23 protein-coding genes and 1 pseudogene are annotated in these 23,413 nt (G+C 61.7%); 9 read left to right on the top strand and 15 right to left on the bottom strand.

Features of this window, described 5'->3' with window-relative positions; genetic code table 11:
- Positions 1 to 58: 58 nt before the first annotated feature.
- The gene (locus NKH17_RS07465) at positions 59 to 1,348 is read right to left on the bottom strand and encodes an acetylornithine deacetylase/succinyl-diaminopimelate desuccinylase family protein (RefSeq protein ID WP_352646861.1); all 1,290 of its coding nucleotides are present in this window, start codon (positions 1,346 to 1,348) and stop codon (positions 59 to 61) included.
- Positions 1,349 to 1,570: 222 nt separating this feature from the next.
- Here NKH17_RS07465 and NKH17_RS07460 point away from each other — a divergent pair, with 222 nt between their 5' ends.
- Positions 1,571 to 1,999 carry a L,D-transpeptidase gene (locus tag NKH17_RS07460; protein WP_352646859.1) on the top strand — a complete coding sequence of 143 codons (429 nt, stop codon included), beginning with the start codon at positions 1,571 to 1,573 and terminating at the stop codon, positions 1,997 to 1,999.
- A gap of 150 nt (positions 2,000 to 2,149) precedes the next feature.
- Here the strand turns inward: NKH17_RS07460 and NKH17_RS07455 are convergent, their stop codons facing one another.
- The 5 genes from NKH17_RS07455 to NKH17_RS07435 all read right to left on the bottom strand — a co-directional run bounded on the left by NKH17_RS07455 (position 2,150) and on the right by NKH17_RS07435 (position 7,067).
- Positions 2,150 to 3,142, bottom strand: coding sequence for a lipid A biosynthesis lauroyl acyltransferase (locus tag NKH17_RS07455; protein WP_352646857.1), 993 nt, complete (start codon positions 3,140 to 3,142; stop codon positions 2,150 to 2,152).
- A gap of 2 nt (positions 3,143 to 3,144) precedes the next feature.
- Complete coding sequence (locus NKH17_RS07450; protein ID WP_352477635.1) at positions 3,145 to 4,173, bottom strand: zinc-binding dehydrogenase; 1,029 nt, start codon at positions 4,171 to 4,173, stop codon at positions 3,145 to 3,147.
- A gap of 36 nt (positions 4,174 to 4,209) precedes the next feature.
- Entirely contained in the window at positions 4,210 to 5,481 is a 1,272-nt protein-coding gene (locus NKH17_RS07445) for a beta-ketoacyl-ACP synthase (RefSeq protein WP_352805097.1), read from the bottom strand.
- A 75-nt stretch (positions 5,482 to 5,556) separates the two neighbouring features.
- Positions 5,557 to 6,744: a beta-ketoacyl-ACP synthase gene (locus tag NKH17_RS07440; RefSeq protein ID WP_352897262.1), complete on the bottom strand. Its 1,188-nt coding sequence runs from the start codon at positions 6,742 to 6,744 to the stop codon at positions 5,557 to 5,559.
- A gap of 38 nt (positions 6,745 to 6,782) precedes the next feature.
- Positions 6,783 to 7,067, bottom strand: coding sequence for an acyl carrier protein (locus tag NKH17_RS07435; protein ID WP_254818207.1), 285 nt, complete (start codon positions 7,065 to 7,067; stop codon positions 6,783 to 6,785).
- A 707-nt stretch (positions 7,068 to 7,774) separates the two neighbouring features.
- On the opposite strand from NKH17_RS07435, the gene NKH17_RS07430 reads away from it, so the two are divergent.
- Positions 7,775 to 8,941 (top strand): alpha/beta fold hydrolase, encoded by a 1,167-nt coding sequence (locus NKH17_RS07430; RefSeq protein WP_352805094.1) that lies wholly within the window; start codon positions 7,775 to 7,777, stop codon positions 8,939 to 8,941.
- 216 nt (positions 8,942 to 9,157) lie between these two features.
- On the opposite strand, the gene NKH17_RS07425 is transcribed toward NKH17_RS07430, so the two are convergent.
- From NKH17_RS07425 to NKH17_RS07415, 3 genes are all read right to left on the bottom strand, one after another.
- Entirely contained in the window at positions 9,158 to 9,706 is a 549-nt protein-coding gene (locus NKH17_RS07425) for a histidine phosphatase family protein (protein WP_254818209.1), read from the bottom strand.
- Positions 9,707 to 9,859: 153 nt separating this feature from the next.
- Entirely contained in the window at positions 9,860 to 10,018 is a 159-nt protein-coding gene (locus tag NKH17_RS07420) for a hypothetical protein (RefSeq protein WP_352897265.1), read from the bottom strand.
- A 98-nt stretch (positions 10,019 to 10,116) separates the two neighbouring features.
- Positions 10,117 to 10,764 carry a caspase family protein gene (locus NKH17_RS07415; RefSeq protein ID WP_352804023.1) on the bottom strand — a complete coding sequence of 216 codons (648 nt, stop codon included), beginning with the start codon at positions 10,762 to 10,764 and terminating at the stop codon, positions 10,117 to 10,119.
- A gap of 149 nt (positions 10,765 to 10,913) precedes the next feature.
- On the opposite strand from NKH17_RS07415, the gene NKH17_RS07410 reads away from it, so the two are divergent.
- From NKH17_RS07410 to NKH17_RS07390, 5 genes are all read left to right on the top strand, one after another.
- Positions 10,914 to 11,864 carry an AEC family transporter gene (locus NKH17_RS07410; RefSeq protein ID WP_352897267.1) on the top strand — a complete coding sequence of 317 codons (951 nt, stop codon included), beginning with the start codon at positions 10,914 to 10,916 and terminating at the stop codon, positions 11,862 to 11,864.
- 170 nt (positions 11,865 to 12,034) lie between these two features.
- A complete protein-coding gene (locus NKH17_RS07405) occupies positions 12,035 to 13,492 on the top strand; it encodes an NAD-dependent succinate-semialdehyde dehydrogenase (RefSeq protein WP_352804027.1) in 1,458 nt (485 codons plus the stop codon).
- Positions 13,493 to 13,571: 79 nt separating this feature from the next.
- Positions 13,572 to 14,597, top strand: coding sequence for an aldose epimerase family protein (locus tag NKH17_RS07400; protein WP_352804030.1), 1,026 nt, complete (start codon positions 13,572 to 13,574; stop codon positions 14,595 to 14,597).
- A gap of 228 nt (positions 14,598 to 14,825) precedes the next feature.
- Complete coding sequence (locus tag NKH17_RS07395; RefSeq protein WP_352804032.1) at positions 14,826 to 15,083, top strand: colicin D domain-containing protein; 258 nt, start codon at positions 14,826 to 14,828, stop codon at positions 15,081 to 15,083.
- A gap of 76 nt (positions 15,084 to 15,159) precedes the next feature.
- Positions 15,160 to 15,351 (top strand): colicin immunity domain-containing protein, encoded by a 192-nt coding sequence (locus NKH17_RS07390; protein ID WP_352970632.1) that lies wholly within the window; start codon positions 15,160 to 15,162, stop codon positions 15,349 to 15,351.
- Positions 15,352 to 15,479: 128 nt separating this feature from the next.
- Here the strand turns inward: NKH17_RS07390 and NKH17_RS07385 are convergent, their stop codons facing one another.
- From NKH17_RS07385 to NKH17_RS07365, 5 genes are all read right to left on the bottom strand, one after another.
- Complete coding sequence (locus NKH17_RS07385; RefSeq protein WP_352804035.1) at positions 15,480 to 16,400, bottom strand: phosphorylase family protein; 921 nt, start codon at positions 16,398 to 16,400, stop codon at positions 15,480 to 15,482.
- A gap of 14 nt (positions 16,401 to 16,414) precedes the next feature.
- Positions 16,415 to 17,128 carry an ABC transporter permease gene (locus NKH17_RS07380; protein ID WP_352970486.1) on the bottom strand — a complete coding sequence of 238 codons (714 nt, stop codon included), beginning with the start codon at positions 17,126 to 17,128 and terminating at the stop codon, positions 16,415 to 16,417.
- Between the two features lie 70 nt (positions 17,129 to 17,198).
- The gene (locus tag NKH17_RS07375; protein ID WP_352804041.1) at positions 17,199 to 18,086 is read right to left on the bottom strand and encodes an ABC transporter permease; all 888 of its coding nucleotides are present in this window, start codon (positions 18,084 to 18,086) and stop codon (positions 17,199 to 17,201) included.
- Positions 18,083 to 19,120 carry an ABC transporter ATP-binding protein gene (locus tag NKH17_RS07370; RefSeq protein WP_352805080.1) on the bottom strand — a complete coding sequence of 346 codons (1,038 nt, stop codon included), beginning with the start codon at positions 19,118 to 19,120 and terminating at the stop codon, positions 18,083 to 18,085. Before NKH17_RS07370 ends, NKH17_RS07375 begins: the two co-directional genes overlap by 4 nt.
- A gap of 127 nt (positions 19,121 to 19,247) precedes the next feature.
- Positions 19,248 to 20,288 carry an ABC transporter substrate-binding protein gene (locus NKH17_RS07365; RefSeq protein ID WP_352897270.1) on the bottom strand — a complete coding sequence of 347 codons (1,041 nt, stop codon included), beginning with the start codon at positions 20,286 to 20,288 and terminating at the stop codon, positions 19,248 to 19,250.
- A 147-nt stretch (positions 20,289 to 20,435) separates the two neighbouring features.
- Between NKH17_RS07365 and NKH17_RS07360 the strand changes: the two genes are divergently transcribed.
- Together NKH17_RS07360 and NKH17_RS07355 are read left to right on the top strand one after the other, a co-directional pair.
- A complete protein-coding gene (locus NKH17_RS07360; RefSeq protein WP_352646836.1) occupies positions 20,436 to 21,485 on the top strand; it encodes a LacI family DNA-binding transcriptional regulator in 1,050 nt (349 codons plus the stop codon).
- A gap of 53 nt (positions 21,486 to 21,538) precedes the next feature.
- Positions 21,539 to 22,489, top strand: a pseudogene (locus tag NKH17_RS07355) (NADP-dependent oxidoreductase).
- Here NKH17_RS07355 and NKH17_RS07350 read toward each other — a convergent pair.
- A complete protein-coding gene (locus NKH17_RS07350) occupies positions 22,482 to 23,411 on the bottom strand; it encodes a sugar kinase (protein WP_352646835.1) in 930 nt (309 codons plus the stop codon). The pseudogene NKH17_RS07355 and the gene NKH17_RS07350 sit on opposite strands and share 8 nt — an antisense overlap.
- Between the last annotated feature and the right edge of the window lie 2 nt (positions 23,412 to 23,413).

Raw genomic sequence — 23,413 nt, 5'->3', positions numbered from 1 at the left:
ATTGCGTTTCGTCCCGTCGGCGGTCGCCGGGAGGAATGTTTTTTCGCCCATGGCCGGATCATCGCGGGCCGGCGTCCCTCAGCAGAACGTTGAGGCCGATCGCCATCACCTTTGCCGAGTCCAGCATATCGGCAATGCCGACCCATTCATCGGGCCGGTGGGCGAGATCGAGGATGCCCGGGCCATAGGCGATGCAGTCATAGATGTGGCCGATACGGGCGATGTGCTTCTGGTCGTAGGTGCCGGGCGAAATCACGTAATCCGGTTCGCGGTCGAATATCTCCATGATGCCTTGAGCGACCGCCTTAACCACCGGCGCGTCGCGCTCGGTCATCAGCGGCAGCACCTCCATCAGATCGCGGATTTCGTAGTCGAACTTTTTGCGCTCGCGCTTCAGCCGTTCGAGGATATCGGTCACCTCGCTCTTGACCGTAGCGAGATCCTCTTCGAGCAGGAAGCGGCGGTCGATGGTCAGCCGGCAGGAATCGGGCACGTTGGGCGAGGGCAGGCCGGGCCGGAAATCCTCCGTCTGGCCGCCATGGACCGAGTTGATGTTCATGGTTGAGCGTTTTGCGCCTTCGGGCACGACCGGCATGCGCGTCATCTTGCGGTCGAGCGCCGGAAACAATTCGTCCTCGAAGGCGCGCAGCACAGCGCCCATATGGCGCACCGCATTGTCGCCGAGGAACGGCATCGAGCCGTGCGCGATCTCGCCCCTGGTTTCGATCTCCGCCCACCAGACGCCGCGATGGCCAAGGCAGATGCGATCCTTGTTGAGCGGTTCGGGAATGATGACGTGGTCGACCTTCGGCCTGGAGAAATAGCCGAGCTTGGCCAGATGCGCGACGCCGCCAAAGCCGCCGGACTCCTCGTCGACCGTGCCTGAAATCTCGATGGCGCCGGGAAAATCGGGAAAGACCTCCATGAAGGCTTCAGCGGCGATGATCGAGGCGGCAAGCCCGCCTTTCATGTCGCAAGCGCCGCGGCCATAGACCTTGCCATCCCTGACGATGCCGGCGAACGGATCGAGGCTCCAGCCGTCGCCAGGCTCGACGACGTCGATATGCGAATTGAAGTGCACGCAAGCACCCGGCGCCCGGCCATCGAAGCGGGCGACGACGTTGACGCGCGGGTAACGGTCAGTGTCGCCAGGTGTGCCCTCGCCACGGATGAATTCGGTCTCAAAACCACGCTTCTTCAGCCGCGCGCCGATATATTCGGCACATGGCCGATAAGCTTCGCCGGGCGGATTGATGGTCGGAAAGCGGATCAGATCCGCAGTCAGTGCAACCAGATCATCGGCTCGGTCATCGATAGCCTTGAGGAGCCGTTCGTTCGGTTCGTTCATTCGGCGAATTGAGCAGCGGATGAGGGGGTTTTGCAAGCCCGATGGCGAATTGCCAGGCGATTGCGTGTCGTTACGGCAACTATTGCGGGAAATCGTTCAAATTCGCTGCTTGGGATTGGTGAAATCGTCAGGGAGTAAGTGTTAGCTCGCTGGCTTGCCATCAAAGCGCTGGAGAACAGCGTGAGGGCAGGCAGGCAAGGGGCATCAAAGGGGTTTGATTGCATGAAAAACACTGTTCTCATGGCAGCGACATTAGTAGCGATGCTGTTCGGTTCGTCGTTCGAGAGCCGTGCGGCCAGCCTGGTCGCGAACATCGATATTTCCTCACAGACGATGACGGTAAGATACGGGCTGTCGTATTACCGGTGGAGCGTTTCCACCGCCCGCAAAGGCTACATCACACCACGCGGCAGCTATCGTCCACAGCGGACGGCCCGGATGTGGTATTCGCGCAAATACGACATGTCGCCGATGCCCTATTCGGTGTTCTTCCGCGGCGGCTATGCCATCCACGGCACCGGCGCGATCCGGCAATTGGGGCGCCCGGCATCGCATGGCTGTGTGCGCCTTCACCCCAGCAACGCGGCCGCATTCTATTCGATGGTGCGCAAAGCCGGCTTCGGCAATACGCGGATCCTCGTGACGAATTAGGGTCTGCTCCCCGGCCCGCAACAAAAAACCCGCCGGAGCGGCGGGTTCGTCGGGGCCAAATAGCACCATAACTAAATTTATAGCATAGCTGCCGGCACAAAGCAAGAACAAAATACGTCAGTAGCGGAAAACGCTTGCTATGGTTTCCGCTCAAGCGGCTTTGTCGCGCATTGTCGCCGGCCGACGCTTTTTGCGCTTGCTGATCTCCCAGCGCTTGTGGAACCACATCCACTGGCCGGGGTCTTCGCGCACCCAGCGCTCGACGACGTCGTTGAGAAGCTGGGTGGTGGCGGGGACGTCGACACTGCCGCCGGCGGTGCGCGGCAAGGTGAGCTTGTCCTCGATCTCGAGCCGGAAACGATTGTTCGGCAAGCGCACGCAGCGCGCCGGGTAGACATCGCAATCGTAGTGCCGCGCCAGGGTGCCGAGGACCCGGTTGCTCTCGCAGGGGCGGCCGAAGAATGTCGTCTCGAGCCCGCCGGTGAATTTCTGGTCGACCAGCACGCCGATATTGCCGCCCTTCTCCAGGACGGCCGCAAGCGCGAACGAGGCACCGGTCGAAGACGGCAGCAGCGATCCCATGCTCGAGCGGCGGGTCGAGAGGATGTAGTCGGCGAGGTAAGGGTTGTTGGGCGGGCGAAACAGCGCCGTGATATTCATGCCGAAAGTCGCCGCCGCCACCGGCAGCAGCTCGAAATTGCCGAGATGCCCGGTAAAGACGATATGCGGCTTATCCTCGCCCGCGATGCGCACGAAATGCTCCACGCCCTTGACCTCGACACGGCCCGGCTTCGTCGCAGCGGGATCGTAGTCGAACAAAGCATCGAGAAAGATGTATTCGGCGGCCAGGCGGGCCATGTTGCCCCACATGTCGGAAGCGATCGCTTCGATCTCGGCATGGCTTTTTTCCGGATAGGCCTGGCGCAGATTGTCGACCGCAACCTGATGGCGCGCCACCCAAGGGCCGATGCGGCGGGCGGCGCGGTCGGCAAAATTGAGCGCGCTGTCGGGCGGCAGCAGGCGCAGCGCGGAGATGATGATCATCGCGACCCGCGCGACCAGCCAGTAGTTGAACTGGCGAAGCCGCCTGCCATAGCGGAATCCCAGGTCCCTGCGGATCTTCTTGAAGGCGTTGCCGATCATTCTCAGCCGACGCGCAGGATGATCTTGCCGAAGACGTCGCGGCCTTCCATGCGTTTCAGCGCCGCATCGATGCCGTCGAAGCCGACCTCGGTGTCGATCACCGGCGCGACCAGGCCCGCCGCCATCTTCTGCATGGCGTCGGCCATGTTTTCCATGCGGCAGCCGAACGAGCCGAGCAGCTTCAGCTGCTGCTGGAACAACTGCATCAAATTGATCTGCGTCGACACGCCGGAGGTCGAGCCGCAGGTGACCAGCCGGCCGCCGCGTTTGAGGCACAGCATGGACGCGGCAAAGGTGTCGGCGCCGACATGCTCGAACACCACGTCGACGCCCTTCTTCTTGGTCAGCTTGCGCACGACGCCCTCGAAGCGGTCGTCGCGGTAATTGATGACGTGGTCGGCGCCGAGCGCCTTGGCCTTGTCGATCTTATCGTTCGAGCCGACGGTGGTGATGACCGTGCAGCCCATCTTCTTGGCCAGCTGAATAGCGGCGGAGCCGATGCCGGAGCCGCCGGCATGAACCAGTATCGTCTCGCCGGGCTGCAGCCGGGCGTTGTCGAACAGCATGTGCTCGACCGTGCCGAAGGTGACAGGCGCCACCGCCGCGCCGATTTCGCTCACGCCTGGCGGGGCGGGGACCAGAAGGCGCGCCGGCAGGTTGATCTTTTCCTGCGCAAAGCCGTCGAGATGGAAGCCGTGAACGCCCGAAACATGCTCGCAGAGATTGTCACGGCCTTCGCGGCAGGCGCGGCAAAGCCCGCAGGTGCGGGCGCCATAGATCGACACCAACTGTCCGGGCAGGAGGCTGGAAACGCCGGGGCCGACCGCCTCGACCTCGCCGGAGGCCTCGGCGCCGACGACCAGCGGCAGCTTGCGCTTGGCGAAGGCCATGCCGCGCCAGCCCCAGACATCGATGTGGTTCAGCGCCACGGCCTTGATGCGCAGTGTCACCTCGCCGAGCGACGGCGGCGGCGGTGGCGGCAGGTCCACCGTTTCAAGCCGGCGATCCTCGATAAGTTGCAATGCGCGCATGTTGCCTGTCGGTTCAGTCCGGCTGAAAAAGGTCGCTTAGACCGGTTCCCGCGCCATGACAAGGCAGGTGTTCTGGCCGCCGAAGCCGAAGGAGTTCGACAGGACCGTGCCGACCTCGGCGTTGCGCTTGGCGTTCGGCACCACGTCGAGCACGATCGCCGGGTCGGGATTGTCATAGTTGATGGTCGGCGGAATGACGCTTTCGCGCATCGTCATCAGCGAAAATGCGGCCTCGACGGCACCGGCAGCCGATAGGGTATGGCCGATCATCGACTTGTTCGACGAGACCGGCATTGATGAGATCCGCTCGCCGAATACCGTCGACAGCGACAAGTGCTCCATCTTGTCGTTTTCAGGCGTCGAGGTGCCATGGGCATTGACATAATCGATCCCGTCCTCGCTCAAGCCGGCATCGGCAAGAGCGGCGCGCACCGCCGCGATCGCCGGCGAACCGTCCGGCTTGGAGCGGGTGCGATGGAAGTCGTCGGCCTTTTCGCCGCAGCCGCGCAATATGCCGAGAACGGTGGCGCCGCGGGCAAGTGCTGCCTCCAGCGATTCCAGTACAAGGGCGCCCGAGCCCTCGGCCAGCACGAAGCCGTCGCGGTCCTTGGAGAAGGGTTTTGAGGCCTTTTCGGGGATGTCGTTATGGGTGGAGAGCGCGGACAGAAGCGAGAAGCGGATCAGCGCCTCGGCGGTCGCCGAGCCGTCGGCGCCGATCGACAGCGCCCTGTCGCATTCGCCGCGGCGGATCGCTTCGACACCGAGCTGGATCGCCGTGGCGCCCGAAGCGCAGGCGGTCGACAGCGTGATCGGCAGGCCACGCGTGCCGAAACGGTCGGCAAGCCGGTCGGCGATCGAGCCGAACTGGGTGGTCTCGAAGATGTCGAGTTCCCTGAGGCCGCGCGCTACCCGCAGCAGCCTTTCTGCACCGGTGTCGTGCGTGTCGGAATTGTAGAGCGAAAAGCGCTCGCTCCAGTCGAGCTCGACCGGCGGCGAAGCGAGGAAGAGCGGTCCGCCGAAATCGCCGGCATCGAGGCCGGCCTCCGACATCGCTTCCTGGGCGGCGGTTTCGGCAAGCTCATAGGTGAGGAGACTGGCGCCCTTGGAACTCGACGGCAGGAAATCGACCATGCCGGAGATGCGGGTGTTGAGATGATCGACCGGGAAGCGGGTGATCGGATGGATGCCGGATTTGCCCGACGTAAGTGCCGCCCAATTTTCGGCTTTGCCGACACCGAGCGACGTCACCACGCCGATGCCGGTGACCGCTACGATAGGCCTGCCCATATGGTCGTTCAGATTGGCCATTTGTTGTCCAAAAACCTGTTTCTCTTGGAGCAATCGGATCGCCCGAAAACCGCATCACACTTTCGGTCCGATGCTCTAGGCGGCTTTGATCAGCGCCATGCCCTCGAATTGGTGATAGCCGATCGCCGTTGCAAGGACGGTCTTCGGGACGCCGGCAAACGGTTTTTCGACTGTGGCGTCGAAGACAGGGTAGGCCGCCTTGCGGTCGACAGCCAGGGCTGCCAGCGCAACGGCAAAGGGGAACTGCGCTTCCTTCATGTGGCCGGTCAGCGTCGAAAAGCCGCGTGCGGCGATCGCCGGATTGGCCTCGAGTGCCGCTTTCTCGGCGGCGGTCGCGGCATGGGCGCCCGAAGCGCCGGAGATCGCCAGCAGTTCGCCGTCCGGCAATGCGGCTTGCTTCAACAGCGCGGCGATCTCACCGTCGAGTTCGCCCCGTCGGCGCCTGGCACGACCGGACAGGACCGGGCCGAGTTCCGCGTAGATCTTCCGGCCACGGCGTTCCGCGTGCTCGCGCTGCTCCAGGACGAGAAACGCGCCGCCGGATCCGGTCACCACACCGCCGCCTTCGGCGCCTTGCCTCTGCCAGACCGGCCGCCACGCGCCGCGATGCAGGTAGCCGGCCAGTTCATAGCCGAGCAGCATGTCGGAATGTTCGGTCTGAAAAGCGCCGCCGACCAGTATATGCGTCGACTGGCCGGAGCGGATGCGCGCGGTCGCCGTCTCGACCGCGGCAACGCCCGCACCTTCCTCGCCCATGAAGGTGCGCGACGACCCCGTCACCTTGTGGACGATCGAGATGTTGCCGGCGAGCAGGTTGGAAAGCTGTGCCAGAAACAGCGTCGGGCGCAATTCCGTGGTCAGCTTCTCGTTAAGCAGCACGTCGCGGTCATTGCGGCTTTCCGATGCCGCGAGAATGGCCGCATCGACCGCCTCGTCGCGCTCGCCGCCGCCGGCGGCCACCACCATGTCCATGGTCGCGCAGAGTTCGTCATTGCCCTTGATGCCGGCATCGTCGAGCGCAAGGCCGGCCGCATAGGTGCCGAGCCTCTGCCAGGTCTCCATCTGCCGCTGGTCGCCGCGCTTGGCGATCTGCAGGTTCCAGTCGATCTCCGGCAGCGGATGGACCGTATAGGGCGAGAAGCGCGAGGCCTCCAGAACCGGCTCAAGGCGCGGCTGGACAAGCTTTTGCCAATGCGCATCCGGACCCTCGCCCAGCGACGAGACAAGGCCGATGCCTGATATGACGACGTCGTGGGGGTTCATTGGGGGCTGTTGTGGGTCGGGCGCGTCAGGCGCTGTGTTCACGCGGCGTTCTTGGCGGCGACGAGCGCGTCGATCTTGGCGCACAGGTTCTTCATGACGAAATAGTCGTCGGTCGAAGCCTTGCCGTCGTTGACCTCCTGCGTCCACTTTTCCAGCGGCACCTTGATGCCGAATTCCTTGTCGATGGCAAAGACGATGTCGAGGAAGTCGAGGCTGTCGATGCCGAGATCGTCGATGGTGTGGCTTTCGGGCGTGATCGTCTCGATATCGATCTCGCTGGTGTCGGCGATGATCTTGGCGACTTTGTCGAACGTGGTGGACAAGGGCTTTTCCTTCGATTGCGGGCGGAATCTGTCCGCATGTGTTTGGCGCTGTCTAATCGGTTTTTCCGGGCAGGAAAAGGCCTGATGCGCCGACGGCAGCTGGGATTGATGTTCTGGCAGAGCAATAGGGGTCGCTGGCAACCCCTCCCGGCGATATGCCCAAACCGTCCCATCTCTGGTCATTGCGTGTACCAATGTACCACGAAGATCTATGACTACAGAAACGCGTGCAGACCGGGTGCGCCTGGAAAAACGATTGGCGAAGGTGCTCAAGGCCTTGGCTGAGCATCGCGACATGAGCCTGGGTGGACGGCTGGCGCATCGCATCCGCTATGTTCGCGTTACGCCGGATTCGCGTTTCGGATTTGTCGAGGTGGCCTGCCGACCGACACTAACGGAGGCACGGAGGCGTCGATTACCTATGCGTTCACGGCCTTGAGCCCGGCAGGAGCATCGTATCTGTCCGAACTGACGGAGGACGCGTTCGCGGACATGATCGAGGGATGGAAGCTCCGTGTCGACGCTTGGCTGGTAGCGGTGAAAATCTGACGCCAGGTAACTTAAACGAATTGCCACCAAGGGTGGAATGTTACCTTCGTCTCGTAGATGGGAACCAGCAAGTAGCGGACAAAGCTGTCGCTCAGTGAGTTTTCCTTCGTTCTGTGCCTTGATGGGACAATTCCTCGCCGCTGATCGGAGCAACACTCGTGGCCATTCATTCCTTCCACATTAACATCCCGGATGAACAGATCGAGTACCTACAGCGTCGTATCCAAGCGACAAGATGGCCGTCGTCGATCTTCGCATACGGATGGGAGGACGGTACTGACGTTGATTTCCTCAGTAAGCTTTCACGTTACTGGCAATACGATTTCAGGTGGCGCGATCACGAAAAACGTCTGAACCTGTTGCCTCAGTTTAGGGTCACGATAGACGGGTGCGACATCCATTTCGTTCACCAGAAAGGAAAGGGGTCAGCGCCCTTGCCGTTGATCCTCACTCATGGCTGGCCCGGCTCCTTCGCCGAGTTCGAGCATGTCATTCCGCTGCTCACGGATCCTGCCAAATACGGCGGGGATGCCGATGACGCCTTCGATGTCGTCGCACCGTCGCTTCCGGGTTTCGGCTTCTCGTCCCCGCCGCGTCAGGCCGGCGTTAGCTCAAAGCATGTCGCCAAGCTGTGGCGGGGGCTGATGCGCGAACTGGGATATGATCGCTTCGCCGCACAAGGTGGCGACATCGGCGCCGGCGTCTCGACCTGGCTCGCTCAGCTTTACCCGGAGGACCTTATCGGATTGCACCTGAATTACATTCCAGGCAGTTTCCGCCCGACCCTCGGTCGCGACGACCCACCTGTCACGCCGGAGGAGAAGGCATTCCTCGACAGTGCGGCGAATTTCGCCGCGACGGAGGGGGCCTACGCTTTTCTGCAGGGGACCAAGCCCCAGACGCTAGCCTTTGCACTGACAGATTCCCCAATCGGGCTAGCCGCATGGATTGCCGAGAAGTTCCGCAGTTGGAGCGACTGCGAAGGCGAACTCGAACGCGCCATCCCTCTAGACACGCTGCTTACCGACATCTCGCTCTACTGGTTCGGTAACACGATCGAGGCCTCGCTCCGGATTTACAAAGAGAACCGGCTCTGCCCCCTGACCTTCGGGCCAAGGGAGCGAATAACACCGCCCCTCGGCGTTGCAGTCTTCCCTCGAGAGCTTCCTATGCCACCTCGCTCCTGGGTCGAGCGAGTCTTCCGTGTCGAGCGCTGGACCGACATGCCGAAAGGAGGACATTTCGCGGCGATTGAGCAACCCGAACTCCTGGTCGAGGACATCCGGGCCTTTTTTCGGCCGCTGAGGCTCCGGCCGGCAAAGTAAAGGACGAAAACCTCGCCCGTTGTCACGGCTCGGAAGTCCTGATGAGACGTACCATCGCATTCGCTTTAGTTGAAAGCGCTCGTTGGTCCTGACTAAGGGTCAATGTCGACCTTGGACTCGATCAAGACCTCATCGCGGGTCGGAACCGGTATTCCGCTTAAGTACCAAACGCTAGATTTCACTACTAGCGAACGCTTCAACCGGCTCCGGCGCAGATCAGAAAGTGACGCGGCCGAGTACCCGCAGGCCGTCGCCCTGCGGCTCGACGACCACGGCCTCGCCTTCACGCGGCGAGATCCCGGTCAATTCCTTGATGTTTTCGAGATGCGTGACCATGACCAGATTGTCGGAGCCGGAATAGCCGCGGATCTCGGCAAGGATCGCGGCAATCTGGTCGGCCTTTTCCTTTTCGTCGGTCTTCAGCAGGTCAAGCGGTGCGAACGGCTCCGGCTCGCTTTCGAAAGCGATGCGGGCGGTCTCGAGGCAGCGGCAATAGCGGCTGGACAGCACGCGCTCGACCGGTGCGGCGCGGGCGCCAAACAGCGCGCCGATCTTGCGCGCCTGTTGCTTGCCGCGCTCAGAGAGATTGACCTGGGTCGCGCATTTGCCGAGGTCGAAATTGGCGGCATCGGTGGTGCCGGTGACCATGGCATGGCGAAGCAGGACCACATGCCCGCCGTCGCGGAGCAGCGCCCAGCCGGCTTCCGTCGCATGGGCTGTGGCGGAAACGGCAAGCAACAGCAGCGCCAGCACAAATCGAAGCATCAGACATCCTTTTCGGGTGACCGGCAGGCAGGTCCCCGGTGACCGGCATATAGGGACGGCAAAGCCGGCTGAAAGACAAGCCGAGTGCAACCTGCGGCCGAGACGCCTATTTCTTCGCTATCTGCTTCTTCACCAGATCGATCTTGCGGTCGATCAGCGGGATGGGGAGTGTGTAGCCGGCTTCGGTAAAGCCTTGCTTGGCGTTCTCTCGAAGAATTCGATCGCCTTTTGGTATTCGGCATTGCCGCCGCCATAGCTGCCGCGGTTCCAGTGGACGTCGCCGAGATTGTTCTGCTCGAAGGCCCATTGCATCGGCTGGCCTTCGCGGGTGAAGACCTTGAGCGTCGCCTCGAAGGCGGCTTCGGCTTCGTCCAGATATTTGCCGGTCCGTTCGAGATTGCCGAGATTGATCAGGCAAAGCCGATCACCGCCCCCAGATTTTCCGTCGCGGTAACGTCCGCCAGTGCCCTGGCGCCGCGCATCGGCTCCAGCCCGCCGGCGCCGATCGGCGAGGCCGAGGCGGTGGGCGCCCGGCGCAGCACCGCATCCGCCGGAAACGGGTTGGTGCGGCAGGCATCGAGCAGCATGATCGTTACCGGCACGGTCGTCTTCAATTCGTCCATGACGGCGGAGATCGGCGCCAGGGCCTGATCGGCGTCCTTCAATGAAGAAACGTCGGCGTCGACCGGCACCAGATAGTTTTCGCCGCCGGCCTCGATGCCGTGGCCGGAATAGTAGATCAAGGCGACGTCGGCGTCCTCGGCATCCTCAGCGAAACGCTCGAGGTCGCGCTTCAGCTTTGCCGCGTCGCGGTCGGTGACGCTGCGCGCGCCGAAGCCGAGATCGGTCAGCATCTTGGCGATGTCGCGGGCGTCGTTGGCGGGGTTGGGAAGAGCCGCTATGTGCTGGTATTTCGACTGGCCGACAATCAGCGCCACGCCCTTGAGGCTCTCCGGCTCCGCGGCATGAGCCGAGGTCACCACGAGGCAAAGCATGGCGCCGACGAAAGCCGTCAGCCACGCCTGCTTGAAGAAGTGCTGATTTCCGACAAGGCCCATTCGCCGCGTGTCCCCCGACAACCCTGTATAGCGCTGGCATCCAACCATGAGCAAATTCGGGCAAGATCCGAGCAGCCGGATTGTTGGCCGGTACATTCGCGAGGGAAGGGCGATTGCGCCGCCGCCGGGCCTCGCCTATCACGGGAAAAATGTCTCCGCTTACCGAAACCGTCCTCTTCGTCTTCAGTCTCGTCGGGCTCGGCTATCTTGCCGGGTTGACCGGCTATTTGAAGCCGGCGAGCGGCGAGGGCGTATCCGAATTCGCCATCAACGTGGCAATGCCGCTTTTGCTGTTCCAGACCATGGTAAAGGCCGATTTCCACGGCGTGGCGCCGTGGTCGCTATGGGGCGCTTATTTCGCGGCGGTCGCGCTCACCTGGGCCACCGGCCATCTGGTTGTTACGCGCATCTTCGGGCGGGACGCCCGCGCCGGCGTCGTCGGCGGCGTATCGTCGTCCTTCTCCAACGTCGTCCTGCTCGGCGCGCCCTTCATCATCGGCGTGTTCGGGCCGGCCGGGTTCGAAGTGTTGTCACTGCTCGTCTCCATTCACCTGCCGGTGATGATGATGGCCTCGATCATCCTGTTCGAGATGTTCGGCCGCGGCGGCAGCGAGCCTGTGCGTCCGGTCCGTGTCGTCAGGAGCTTTCTCAGGAGGGTATTCATCAATCCGCTGATCATCGGCATACTGGCCGGGCTGGCGTGGCGCTTCACCGGTGCGCCGCTGCCGGTGCTTGCGACGCGGCTGAGCGACGCGCTGGCCGGCACGGCCGCCCCGGTTGCGCTGTTTGCCATGGGGCTCAGCCTGCGCCGCTTTGGCATCTCCGGCAATGTAAGGCCGGCGCTGGCGCTGTCGGTGCTGAAACTGTTCCTGATGCCGGCGCTGGTTCTCGGCCTGGTGTGGCTGATCGGCCTGCCGCCATTGACGGCCAAGGTGGCGGTGATGGTCGCGGCGTTGCCGTCCGGCATCAATTCCTATCTCATCGCGGTGCAGTTCAACACCGGCCAGGCGCTGGCGTCGAACCAGATGACCATCGCCACCGCCTGTGCTGTCGTGACCACTGCGTTTTGGCTGACAGTGGTCGTCGTCGTTTTTGGATAAGAGCCCGGCTGCATCGCTCTCGCTTTGGCTGGCCCAAACCCTATATGCCATCTTGTGATTGCTTGCGGGGCTTGCCCTGGGCTAAGAGCAGTGGCTCTAGCGATGCTATCGCGCACGTCCATTCACGAAATCAGCGACCGGCCCGCCAGGTGCCGAACGGAGGCGAGATCATGCTTCAGAAAACCAGCCATTTCATGCGGCAGGCCAATCTCATCAATGGCGAATGGGTGCAGGCCGATTCAGGCCAGACGATCGACGTCAACAATCCTGCCACCGGCCTCAAGATCGGCACAGTGCCGAAGTCGGGCAAGGCCGAGACCCGCCGCGCCATCGAAGCCGCCGACGCTGCTTTCCAGACATGGCGCAAGACCACCGCGCTCGAACGCTCGAAGCTGTTGCGCAAGCTGCACGACGCGATGATGGACAATCAGGACGTGCTGGCCGAACTGCTGACCATCGAGCAGGGCAAGTCGCTGTTCGAATCGAAGGGCGAGATCGGCTCGGCCGCGTCCTACATATTGTGGTTCGCCGAAGAGGGCCGCCGCACCTATGGCGACGTCGTTCCGTCGCCCTGGGCGGACCGCCGTATCCTGGTGACCAAGGAGCCGGTCGGCGTCATCGCCGCCATTACGCCGTGGAATTTCCCATCCTCGATGTTGGCCCGCAAGCTTGGCCCGGCGCTTGCCGCCGGCTGTACCGCCGTGGTCAAGCCCGCGTCGCAGACGCCTTATTCCGGCCTTGCCTGGGGCGCGCTTGCCGAGGAGGTCGGCTTCCCCAAAGGCGTAATCAATATCCTGACCGGCGCCGCCGGTGAGATCGGCGACGAGATCTGTGCCAACCCACTGGTCAAGAAGATCACCTTCACCGGCTCGACGGAGGTCGGCAAGATCCTGATCCAGAAGTCGTCGGTGACCGTCAAGAAAGTGTCGATGGAGCTCGGCGGCAATGCGCCGTTCATCGTCTTCGACGACGCCGATATCGAGCGGGCCGTCGCTGGCGCCATCACCGCCAAGTACCGCAATTCCGGCCAGACCTGCGTCTGCACCAACCGCTTCCTGGTGCAGGCCGGCATCTATGACCAGTTCGTCGAAAAGCTCGCTATTGCGAGCAACGGGCTGAAGGTCGGTTCCGGCCTCGAGGAAGGTGTCCAGCAGGGACCGCTGATCGATGAGAAGGCGGTGGAGAAGGTCGAGGAGCTGATTGCCGACGCTACCGCCAAAGGCGGCAAGGTCGTCGCCGGCGGCAAGCGCCACGCGCTCGGCGGCTCGTTCTTCCAGCCGACGGTGATCGCCAATGCGACGCCGAAGATGCGCTTCATGAAGGAAGAAATCTTCGGCCCGGTAGCACCGGTATTCAAGTTCGAGACCGAGGAAGAGGCCGTAGCACTCGCCAACGACACCGAGTTCGGCCTGGCCTGCTACTTCTACACCGGCGATCTCGGCCGCGCCTTCCGGGTCATGGAAGGGCTGAAATACGGCATGGTCGGCGTCAATGAGGGGCTCATCACCACCCCTGAAGCGCCGTTCGGCGGCGTCAAGGAATCGGGCCTCGGCAAGGAAGGCGGCCATCAGGGCATCGAGGATTATCTCGACACCAAATATGTCTGCATCGGCGGACTTGGTCTCTAGAAGCCTGATGCGGTAATACCGAAACGACCCTGGGCCGCTTCGAAAGGCCAGGCTGGCATCGAGCAGCGAACTTGCGAGCATGGCAATGAAGGACGGCGAGGTTTTCGGCACGACGCAGGCGGGCGAGGCCGTCCGCCGCTTCACCATCCGTGGCGGCGGCCTCACCGCCAACATCATCGGGCTGGGTGCGATCATCCAGGATCTGCGTCTGGCCGGGCACGACGCGCCGCTGGTGCTCGGCTATGATCGTTTCGAGCACTATGAGACGGACACCGCCTTCTTCGGCACCGTCGTCGGGCGCTATGCCAACCGTATCCGCGACGGCCGCTTCACGCTTGCCGGCAAACGCTATCAGACCGAGCGCAATTTCCTCGAAAAGCACACGCTGCATGGCGGTTCGCAAGGTTTTTCGCGCCGGGCCTGGGCGGTTTCGCTGCATGGCAGGGATTTTGTCACGCTGACCCTCCACGACCCGGACGGCACGATGGGCTTTCCCGGCGCGCTCGACGTGACCTGCACCTACCGGCTGAAGATCCCCGGCACGCTCAGCGTCGAACTGACCGCCACCTGTGAGGAGCCGACGCTCTGCAACCTTACCCAGCATTCCTATTTCAACCTGGATGACGGCGGCGCCGGCGACATTCTCGACCACCGGCTGATGCTGAATGCCGGGGCCTATCTTCCTGTCGACGCCGATCTGATCCCGACAGGCACGGTCAAGCCGGTCGACGGCACGCCCTTCGATTTTCGCCAGGCCCGGCCGCTGCGCATGGAGACCGAGGGCGAACAGCTCCCCTACGACCAGAATTTCTGCCTCGCCTCGACGCGCGGGCCGCTGAAGCAGGCGTCATGGGCGCAAGGCGCGAATTCCGGGGTCGAGATGGAGCTCTGGACCACGGAGCCGGGCGTCCAGCTCTATACCGGCCAGTACCTGGCGCTGTCTTCGCCTGGATTGGGCGGGCGTCAATACAAGGCCTTTTCGGGCTTCTGCCTGGAGCCGCAAATCTGGCCGGATGCGCCGAACCGGCCGTATTTCCCGCAAGCCACGCTGTGGCCTGGGCAGATCTACCATCACGTGACGGAATACCGGTTCAGGCAGCCTTAGGGCAGGAGTGCCGCTGCCCAAGCGTACGACTCGAGCGTCGTGAACATGCCCAGCGCGGCGCCTTCGGGATGATAGTGTCCTGAAGGTTCTGCAAAAGCTCTGGAGAGAGAACAGCTCTTGGCCTGAGGCAAGGGGCTGCCATGGCACGCTGGTGACGTTTCGACCACCGATTCCCGTGGAAGGGGAGTGCCATGACCAATCGAGAAATTAGACTGAGCAGAGGGCGAGTTGAAAGGGTTGCTGTTGTCGGATGAGGACGGCTTTCGCAAGGACTTGCAGATTGTGGTGCAGGAGGCTTTGGAGGCCGAGATGACGCAGGCCATCCAAGGAACTTACCAAGGGCAATCAGTAACGCACTTCGTCGACCCGCAAACCGGCTTGAGTGTCATTCGCGATAGTTCAGGAAATCTCCTGTCTGGATGGAAGCTCAGTCCCAAGCAGTTAGAATATGTCTTGACGACCGGCAAACTGGGAGGCGAACTATGAGCAGCGTATCTGGCGAATACCGTGCGTTGGTTGAAACCTTTCTCGCAGGGGAAATAGATGCTCCTAAGTTGGTAGAATTTTACTTAAAGAAATTAAGGATGAGACGCGAGCCATCCCAGAGCAGGACTTTAAGGTGATAGATGAGATCTTTGCTGACATTGACGCATACACTTCCGATATCAGCTTGATTAGAGAGAATCCTAGATTTTATCTTGACGACGCACAACTGAGAGTAAAAGTTGCGGAGGCCCTAGACCGGCTCCCATGAGGCTTACCGGCTGCCCGGCGGACACGCCAACGTCATCGCTGAATGCAACGCCATTTTTGCAGAGCTTGACGCACACAACTCTCGAGATCCCTAGTCTGCGGCAGAGCTTCAGCCATCTGGCGGCTATCTCAGAACCGGCTGGAGCGTTCTTTCGGCTGAGGCGACTTCAAGCCCTGACAGGAGCATGCCGGATCAGCAGGAAGTCGCGCGGCGGTCTCCAGCGCGACCCGCGAGGCTGTCATTGAGAGATTGGGCAGCACGTCCTCCTGCAGCAATTTCTGGCGATTGCGATCCATATAGTCGTTGAAGCCCGCCGTCACGAACGCGCAAGGCACGAAACACGCGCCGATCTCGCGCGACAAGGTCGCCTCAGGGGCGATGGAATGGTTGAGTACATCCGCCCCCATGCCCCGATACGCCAAGGCTTCGGCTGGCGTTGTCAGCCGGGGCCCGTAACAGTGGGCAGCCACCAACTGCTGTTCGATGCCATAAACGCGGCATTCGGCTGGCCAATGACGGCGGGCCGTTTCGACCAGAACCGCCGCACATCTTGGACACACGATTTGCTTGCCCGAACAGTCAAAGCTCTGGCGGTCAGGCAACAGTGAAAACGGGGTCTGCGTCAGTTCGATGATGTCGGCGGTCACCACCATGTCGCCCGGCTGGATCGCCTTGTTGACGGCGCCAACCGTCGAGCAGGCGAGAACTTGCCGTACACCCGCCCGCATCAATACCCAGAACGCGCGGCGATGACAGGAATGGTCAATATGGTCGCGGGGATTGCCGTGCGAATACATGCACAGAGCGCGCTTTGCTCTCCCGTCGGCAGTAATCGACGCGTCGAACTCGAGCAGCTTCCAGTTGTCGGTACGACCGAAAGGCGTTTCAAAACTCATGTCGCGCCGCAACGTGCGCACACCATCGAATTCGACATCTTCCGGGAAGGCAAGCCCCCAGTTTGCCGACCCGGTGATGATGGCCAACCCTACCTGAGGGATGTCCGTCGAATGATCCGCCAGATCGTCGGCTGCATGGTAATTGGTGGGCATGTTTCCAGTCTCGGTCAGGATTTTTGGCGAAGGGTCACAATCAGGACCACGGCCACGACGATGACGGTCCACAATGTCGAGATCGCCGCAATGGTCGGATCGATCTGATCGCGCAGCGACAGGAACATAAGCTTCGGCATCGTGCTGTTGCGACCGCTTGCAATGAAGATCGAAATCACAGACTCGTCGAGCGAAGTCAGGAACGCCATCAATGTCGCCGACAGCAAGCTGATCCGAAGTTGCGGAACGATTATTCCGCCAATGGCTCTGGCCCAGTTTGCACCGAGGCTGCGCGCCGCCTGAACCTGGTTCCAGTCAAAGCGGGCGAGAGCGGGTAGCAACACAATGCAGGCGACCGGAACGGCCAGCACCACATGTCCGACCAGCACACCGAATAGCGTTCCGATCAGATGTTGTGCGGCCAACACAAAGAAGAGACCGATCGCAAGCAGGATACCTGGGGTGATCGAGGGGGTCAGCAGGACACTCTGGATGGCCGCAGCGGTCTTTCCGCCCAGCCGGTTCATTGAAATGCAGGCGAGCAGCGCGAAAGGCACCGCGATCAACGCCGTCAATGTCCCAAGGATCAAACTCGTCCTCAGCGCGGCCATCCACGTTGCCGAGCCGAAGAAGTTCTCGTACCAGCGCAACGAGTAGGCGTGCGGCGGAAACTCGAGGAGATTCGATGCCGAAAAGGAAAGCGGCACCACCACGAGCGTCGGCAGCATCAGAAATGCCATGACAAGAGCGGCAAAGCTCCAGAGCAAAATGCGGGCGAGCCTGTTTTGCGGATAGGCTTCAAGCATGGGAGGCTTCCACGGTGTTCTGGGCCACCAGCCGGCGTGCCGCCAGCAACATCACACCGATCAGCGCTATGAGAACGAGGAGCAGAATGCCCAGGACGCTCGCCGATCCCCAGTCCTGAAAGGTCGATAATGTACGCTCGATCCGGGTAGAGAGCGGATTTACCTTGCCGCCGCCAAGCACCGCCGGCGTGATGAAAAAACCTATGGCGTAGATGAGGACGATGATCGAACCCGAGAAGATGCCGCCCGCCGAAAGCGGCATAATGACGGTGCGGATCACCTGCCTGAGAGTGGCTCCCATGCTCGCTGCCGCGCGAATGAGATTTGGGTCGATATCGCGCATCGCAGCATAAACAGGCAGCAGAAAGAGTGGCAGCATGTAGTGCACCATGCCGATGAGCGTTCCGGTGAAGTTGTAGACCAGCGGCAATGGCTCCGCCGTCAGGCCTGAACCGGTCAACGCCGCGTTGACCAGGCCGTCGCGCCGCAAAAGCACGAGCCAACCATAGGTACGCACCAGAATGGAGGTCCACAGCGGCAGCATGACGAACGCCATGAGCACGTTGGCCAACCTTGGTCTGACGCTGGCCAGAGCGAGCGCCAGAGGGGTGCCGAGGAGAATGCAGGCCGCTAGCGTACCCAAGGACAGTTCGAGGGTCGTGACGAGCGCCGACCATGTCAGTCCGCTCGAAAGGACCTTCTGGTAATTGCCAACGGTGTACTCACCTCCGGTGGTCAGGAAGGATTGCCGGATTATCCAAAGGATGGGCAGTATCGCCGCCAGTCCAACGATGAACAGCGCCGGAAGCGAAAGCGATAGAAAAAACCGCCGCTCGCGCCGTGCATCCACTGCGAGCGCCGGATCCCGGACGACGGTCACGCCGTCGCTCCCGGTATCGCGTGAACCTTCGCTGCTGGTGCATATGCGGTCATCCGCTGACCGGCGGCAAGTTCGGCGCAGCCGCCGGCCAGCGCTGCCGGAATGCAGACAAGAACCTCTTGCCCACCGTCAAGCGCCAGCGTCAAAAGCCAGTTCTCGCCGCGGAACGCTTTGGTGCGCAGTATTCCTTCGAGAGCCACTCCGTCTCCCCCGACGAGCTTCGCATCAAGATGGAAGCTTTCGGCGCGGATCATCAGCGTTTCGCGTGATGCTTCGGCGCCGTCGATTCTGCGCGCCGAGCCCGGGGCCACAATGTTGGCCTCGCCCATGAACTCCGCGACGAAGCGGGTCGATGGACGATCATAAATCCGCTGCGGCGTATCTATCTGCTGGATGCGGCCAGAATTCATCACCGCAATCCGGTCAGACATAATCAGCGCTTCGCGCTGGTCGTGGGTCACATAGATTGTGGTGATCCGTAGATGATCATGCAGACGCCGGATCTCATACTGCATGGTCTCGCGCAGGTTCTTGTCGAGTGCCGACAGCGGCTCGTCCATCAACATCACGCGCGGTTCGAAGACGATAGCCCGCGCCAATGCCACCCGTTGACGTTGGCCGCCGGATAGTGCGGCCACATTGCGCTCCGCCAGGCCATCCAGCTTCACGCGGGCCAAGGTGTCAAGCGCCCGCTGACGCGCCTCCGCTCTCGGTACCTTGCGCAGCACCAGCGGATACGCGACGTTCGCCAGGACGTTCATGTGAGGAAACAAGGCGTAATTCTGGAATACTATGCCGATGTCTCGTTTGTTGGGCGGCAGGCGGGTGATGTCTCGATCGCCCAGGAAAAGTTTACCGGAATCCGGCCGGACAAAGCCGGCCAGAGCCATGAGTAACGTGGTCTTGCCCGATCCCGATGGCCCTAGCAGCGTGAGGAATTCGCCAGCCTGAATGTCGAGCGAAACATCATCCAGTGCGACGTAGGACCCATAAGCCTTGTGCACGCTTTCGATGGTGATCGCGAGCGACTTCATCATGTGCTCCAGCCTTGAAGCGCGTCGCGTTCGACCGGCTTCACGCTACGCGCTTCAGGTTCTTGTTTTCATGCATGTCGTTGTCGCGCGCTGCACATTTTTGCGCGACATGCGTCAGAGCTGAGAGTCAGCGAGCCATCATTTCATCGAAGGCTCGTTGGGCAGCCTCGCCATTCTTGACCCACCATTCTGAATTGGAAAACACCGAAGTGCCAGCATTTTCAGGGGCGGTCGCAAGTGTCTTCAGACGGTCCTCGGGAATAAGTCCACCCTCATATGCCGCAGGATTGACTGGGCCATAGGCAATGAAATCGGTCAGCTTGGCAACCCGCGCGGGCTGCGTCATCGCTGCAATGAGCTTCATCGCGGCTTCCTTGTTCGGCGCTCCCTTCGGCACCCCAAGACAATCCGTGCCGATGACCGAACCCTTGAACGTGTAGTCAGCCGCGCCGCCATCGGCTTTCACGGTTTGGGCGCGTCCGTTCCAGGTAATGACCAAATCCGCCTCACCGTCTTTCAGCAACTGCGCGGATTGGGCGCCCGAGGTCCACCACACGGCGACGTTTGGTTTAATCGCTTCAAGCCGCTTGATGGCGCGCTCTAGCCCGTCCGGTGTGCTGAGCACGGAATAGACGTCCGACGGTGCTACGCCATCGGAGAGAAGCGCGATCTCGATCGAGTCTTGCGCATTGGCCCGCAACGCGCGACGGCCAGAAAATTTGGCAACATCCCAGAACTCCGCCCACGTCTTCGGCGGGTTCTGGCCATAGGTCTTGGTGTTCCACGACATGACGGTGCCATAGGAATCGAACGGATAGCAGTAGTCGGACTTTGCGCCGTCCGGCACGGATTTCGGATCGATGATCTTGTAGTCGAGCGGCTCCAGCAGCGACTGTGCGGCCGACTGCGCCCCTTCCGGCGAACCCAGGTGGACGATATCGGTCGTGACTGCACCCGAGGTAACCTGCATCTTCAGGGCGGCCAGGCCGTCGCTCTGCGTCTCCTCGCGGACATCATAGCCAAGCTCTTTTGCAGCCGGGCCCCACATGGCCTCCTTGATGGCGTTGCCATAGTCGCCGCCCGCGGTCGTGATGGTGACCGTCTGCGCATGCACGGGCAGGGCAGCCGAGACTGCGAATGCTGTTAAGGAAATGCGTAGCCAGGACATAGGTTCTCCTCCCCAACGTCTATGGAATATCGCTTGAAAGAGCCATTATTTTGTAATCGTAACGTTACGATTGCATCTGGATACGCTAGAGTCAAGCTGCTTCCTATGGGAGTTCGGATTGACCGGGATGTCGAATTCGGTAACGCTATGGCGGTCAGCAAATCAGCCGGCGCTTTCGCAAATGAAGTCGGGCGAACAATGGCCAATCTAAAGCAGATCGCCGCGGAACTTTCCCTCTCGGTGACCACGGTGTCCCGCGCTCTGAAGGATGGACCGGAAGTGCAGCCCTCGACCATAGCCCGCGTCAAGGAGGCGGCTAAGCGGGTCGGCTATTTACCAAATCATCATGGTCGCGCGCTCAAAACCGGTCGAACGCAGACGCTGACGGCGGTGCTCCCGATGGAGACACGAGACCATCTGTCCGATCTGTTGAAGCTTCCTTTAATCGAAGGCATGACGCTGGCGGCGCGGCAAGCCGGCTATAGTCTGTCCATCTATTCCACCACTCCCGACGACGATGCCGTTGAGAGTGTGCAGCGGCAGCTTCAGGCGCGCAGCGCAGACGGCCTGATCATCACACGCCTGGTGTCGGCTGATCCGCGCGTCAAGCTGCTGCTGGATCAACGCATGCCATTCGTCGCGTTTGGAAGAACCGACCTGGATATCGCCTATCCCTATGTCGATGTGGACAATGAACAGATTGCCTACGAGGCGACCCGGCGGCTCATGGATAAGGGCTGTCGACGCATTGCGCTGCAACTTCTCGTTCCGGAGGACCAGGCGAGTGCTATGCGTCTTTCCGGGTATGGAAGGGCAATGGCCGAGGCCGGTATTCCGATCGACCAATCGCTGATCGGTCATGGCATGTTCACCATGGAATCGAGCGCCGGCTGGTTCGATCGCTTGCTGGCGTCATCAGATCCGCCAACGGGCTTGGCGTGCGCCAACGAACTGGGCCTTCTGGGAGCGTTGCACGCTCTCGGCAAGCGGGGTCTTACAGCAGGCCGCGACGTCCACATCGTCACCCGCGACAGCACGCGGCTGGCACGCTTCCTGCCCGCAAAGATCGGAGTTCATTCCGTGGATATGGCGGGTGTTGGACGCAAACTTATCGAAGTCCTGGAGAGCCGGATCATCAATCCGCTTGGGCCGGTGGAGACAGTCTTGGTACAAGGCAGATTCGAGCCGGCCGAATAGTCCGGGCGGCCCTCAGGAGGCCACCTCGTTTTGAACCGGCCGGATCAGCGCCTTTGCGGCATCTGCCGGAACCGGAGCTCCAGGACGGCGATGTCCTGGTAGCGGTCCATGCTGCTGGGGTGAACCTGCTCGATTCCAAGGTCAGAACCGGAGAATTCAAGCTCATCCTGCCCTATCGGCGGCCGTTCATCCTGGGCCACGACGTGGCCGAACGGTTATCCGCGTGGGACCGAAAGTTCGCAAGTTCAAAGCCGCGACGATGTCTATGCGCGGCCGCGCGATGGCCGGATTGGGACATTCGCCGAATTCATTGCCGTGGATGAAGCCGACGTGGCCTTGAAGCCTGAGAATCTCAGCATGGAAGAAGCGGCCTCGATTCCCCTGGTCGGACTGACCGCCTGGCAGACGCTTATCGACAGGGCAAACCTGACGAAGGGACAGAAGGTCTTCATTCAGGCTGGTTCCGGCGGCGTCGGAACATTCGCCATTCAGTTGGCCAAGCACCTCGGCGCGACCGTTGCGACAACCGCGAGCGCGGCGAGTGCCGATCTGCTGAAAAGCCTCGGCGCCGATGTCGTCGTCGACTACAGGAAAGACGACTTCGAGAAAGTTTTGTCGGGCTACGATGTCGTCTTGAACAGCCAGGACGCCAAAACACTGGAAAAATCCATGAGCGTGCTGAAAGCGGGTGGGAAGCTCATCTCCATTTCCGGTCCACCGGATCCCGAATTTGCCAGGAAAAGGGACTGAATTTGATGCTGAGGCTGGTGCTGCGCGTCCTGAGTCTCGGAATTCGGGCCAAAGCCAAGCGCCGCGGCGTGCAGTTTTCGTTCCTTTTCATGTGGGCGCAGGGCGATCAGCTGAGCAAAATCACCTCTCTCATCGAAGCCGGCGCGATCCGCCCGGTTGTGGATCGAGTCTTTCCATTCGAAGCGACCAATGATGCCCTGGCCTATGTCGAAACAGGACGCGCCAAGGGCAAGGTCGTCATCAAGCTCAGATAGCAGGTGCCTCGAACGCACCCCTCAGCGTCTCGAACGGCGCCAGGGCGCCGCGCACCTGCACGACGGCGGCGGCAACGCGATGGGCGCGCTGCACCGCTTCTTCCGGGGCATGTCCGGCAAGGCGAGCGGCGAGGTAGGCGCCGTTGAAGGAGTCGCCGGCGCCAGTGGTGTCGACCGGCGCGGCGACATGCACCGCCGGCACCGATTGCGAGCCGCTGTTCCGGGCGATCAGCGCCGGCTCCTCGCCGTTCTTGACGACGACTTCGCCGACCAGCTTTCGCAGCCGTTCGGCTGTTTCCTGCGGTGTCGTGTCACCAAACAGCACCTGCTCGTCGGGGAAGGTCGGCAGCGCGATGTCGGCGACTGCGAGCGCCTCGAGCATGGCGGCCTGTGCTTCCTCGCGCCGGCGCCACAGCCGGGGCCGGTAATTGGGATCAAAGGCGATCAGCGAGCCGGCCGCGCGCGCTGTGGCCACGGCCGTCAGCAGTACCTTGCGTGGACCCTCGTCGAGAATTGCCAAAGTGATTCCGGAAAAATAGACAAGCGCCTGGTCTTCAAGGCTTTTCTGCAATGCGGCTGGGTCCGAAGCCAGCTGCCTTGCGGCCGCATCGGCCCGCCAATAGGTGAAAGAACGTTCGGCGCCGGTCAGCGTGATCGCATAGAGGCCGGGGCGGGCGCCCGCTATCACCGGGCTGGCGCCGATGCCGATGCCGTTCTCGGCCAGGAACTTGATCTGGTCGCGCGAGAACGGGTCGTCGCCGAAGGCCGACACGTAGGTCGCCGGCCGCTCGCTGCTCAAGGCATGCAGCGCCCATAAAGTGTTGAACGTGTCGCCGGCAAAGCCCATGCGCCAGTTCGGCCCGGCCTGGCCCGAAAGCTCGAGCATGCACTCGCCAATCGAGGCGATGCCGTTTCCTGCCATGA

Origin of the sequence: Mesorhizobium sp. M1334, from assembly GCF_040317995.1 — a bacterium.
Lineage (GTDB): Bacteria > Pseudomonadota > Alphaproteobacteria > Rhizobiales > Rhizobiaceae > Mesorhizobium.
Note: the sequence above shows the minus strand (reverse complement) of the source record. Positions and strands in the feature narration are given on the sequence as shown.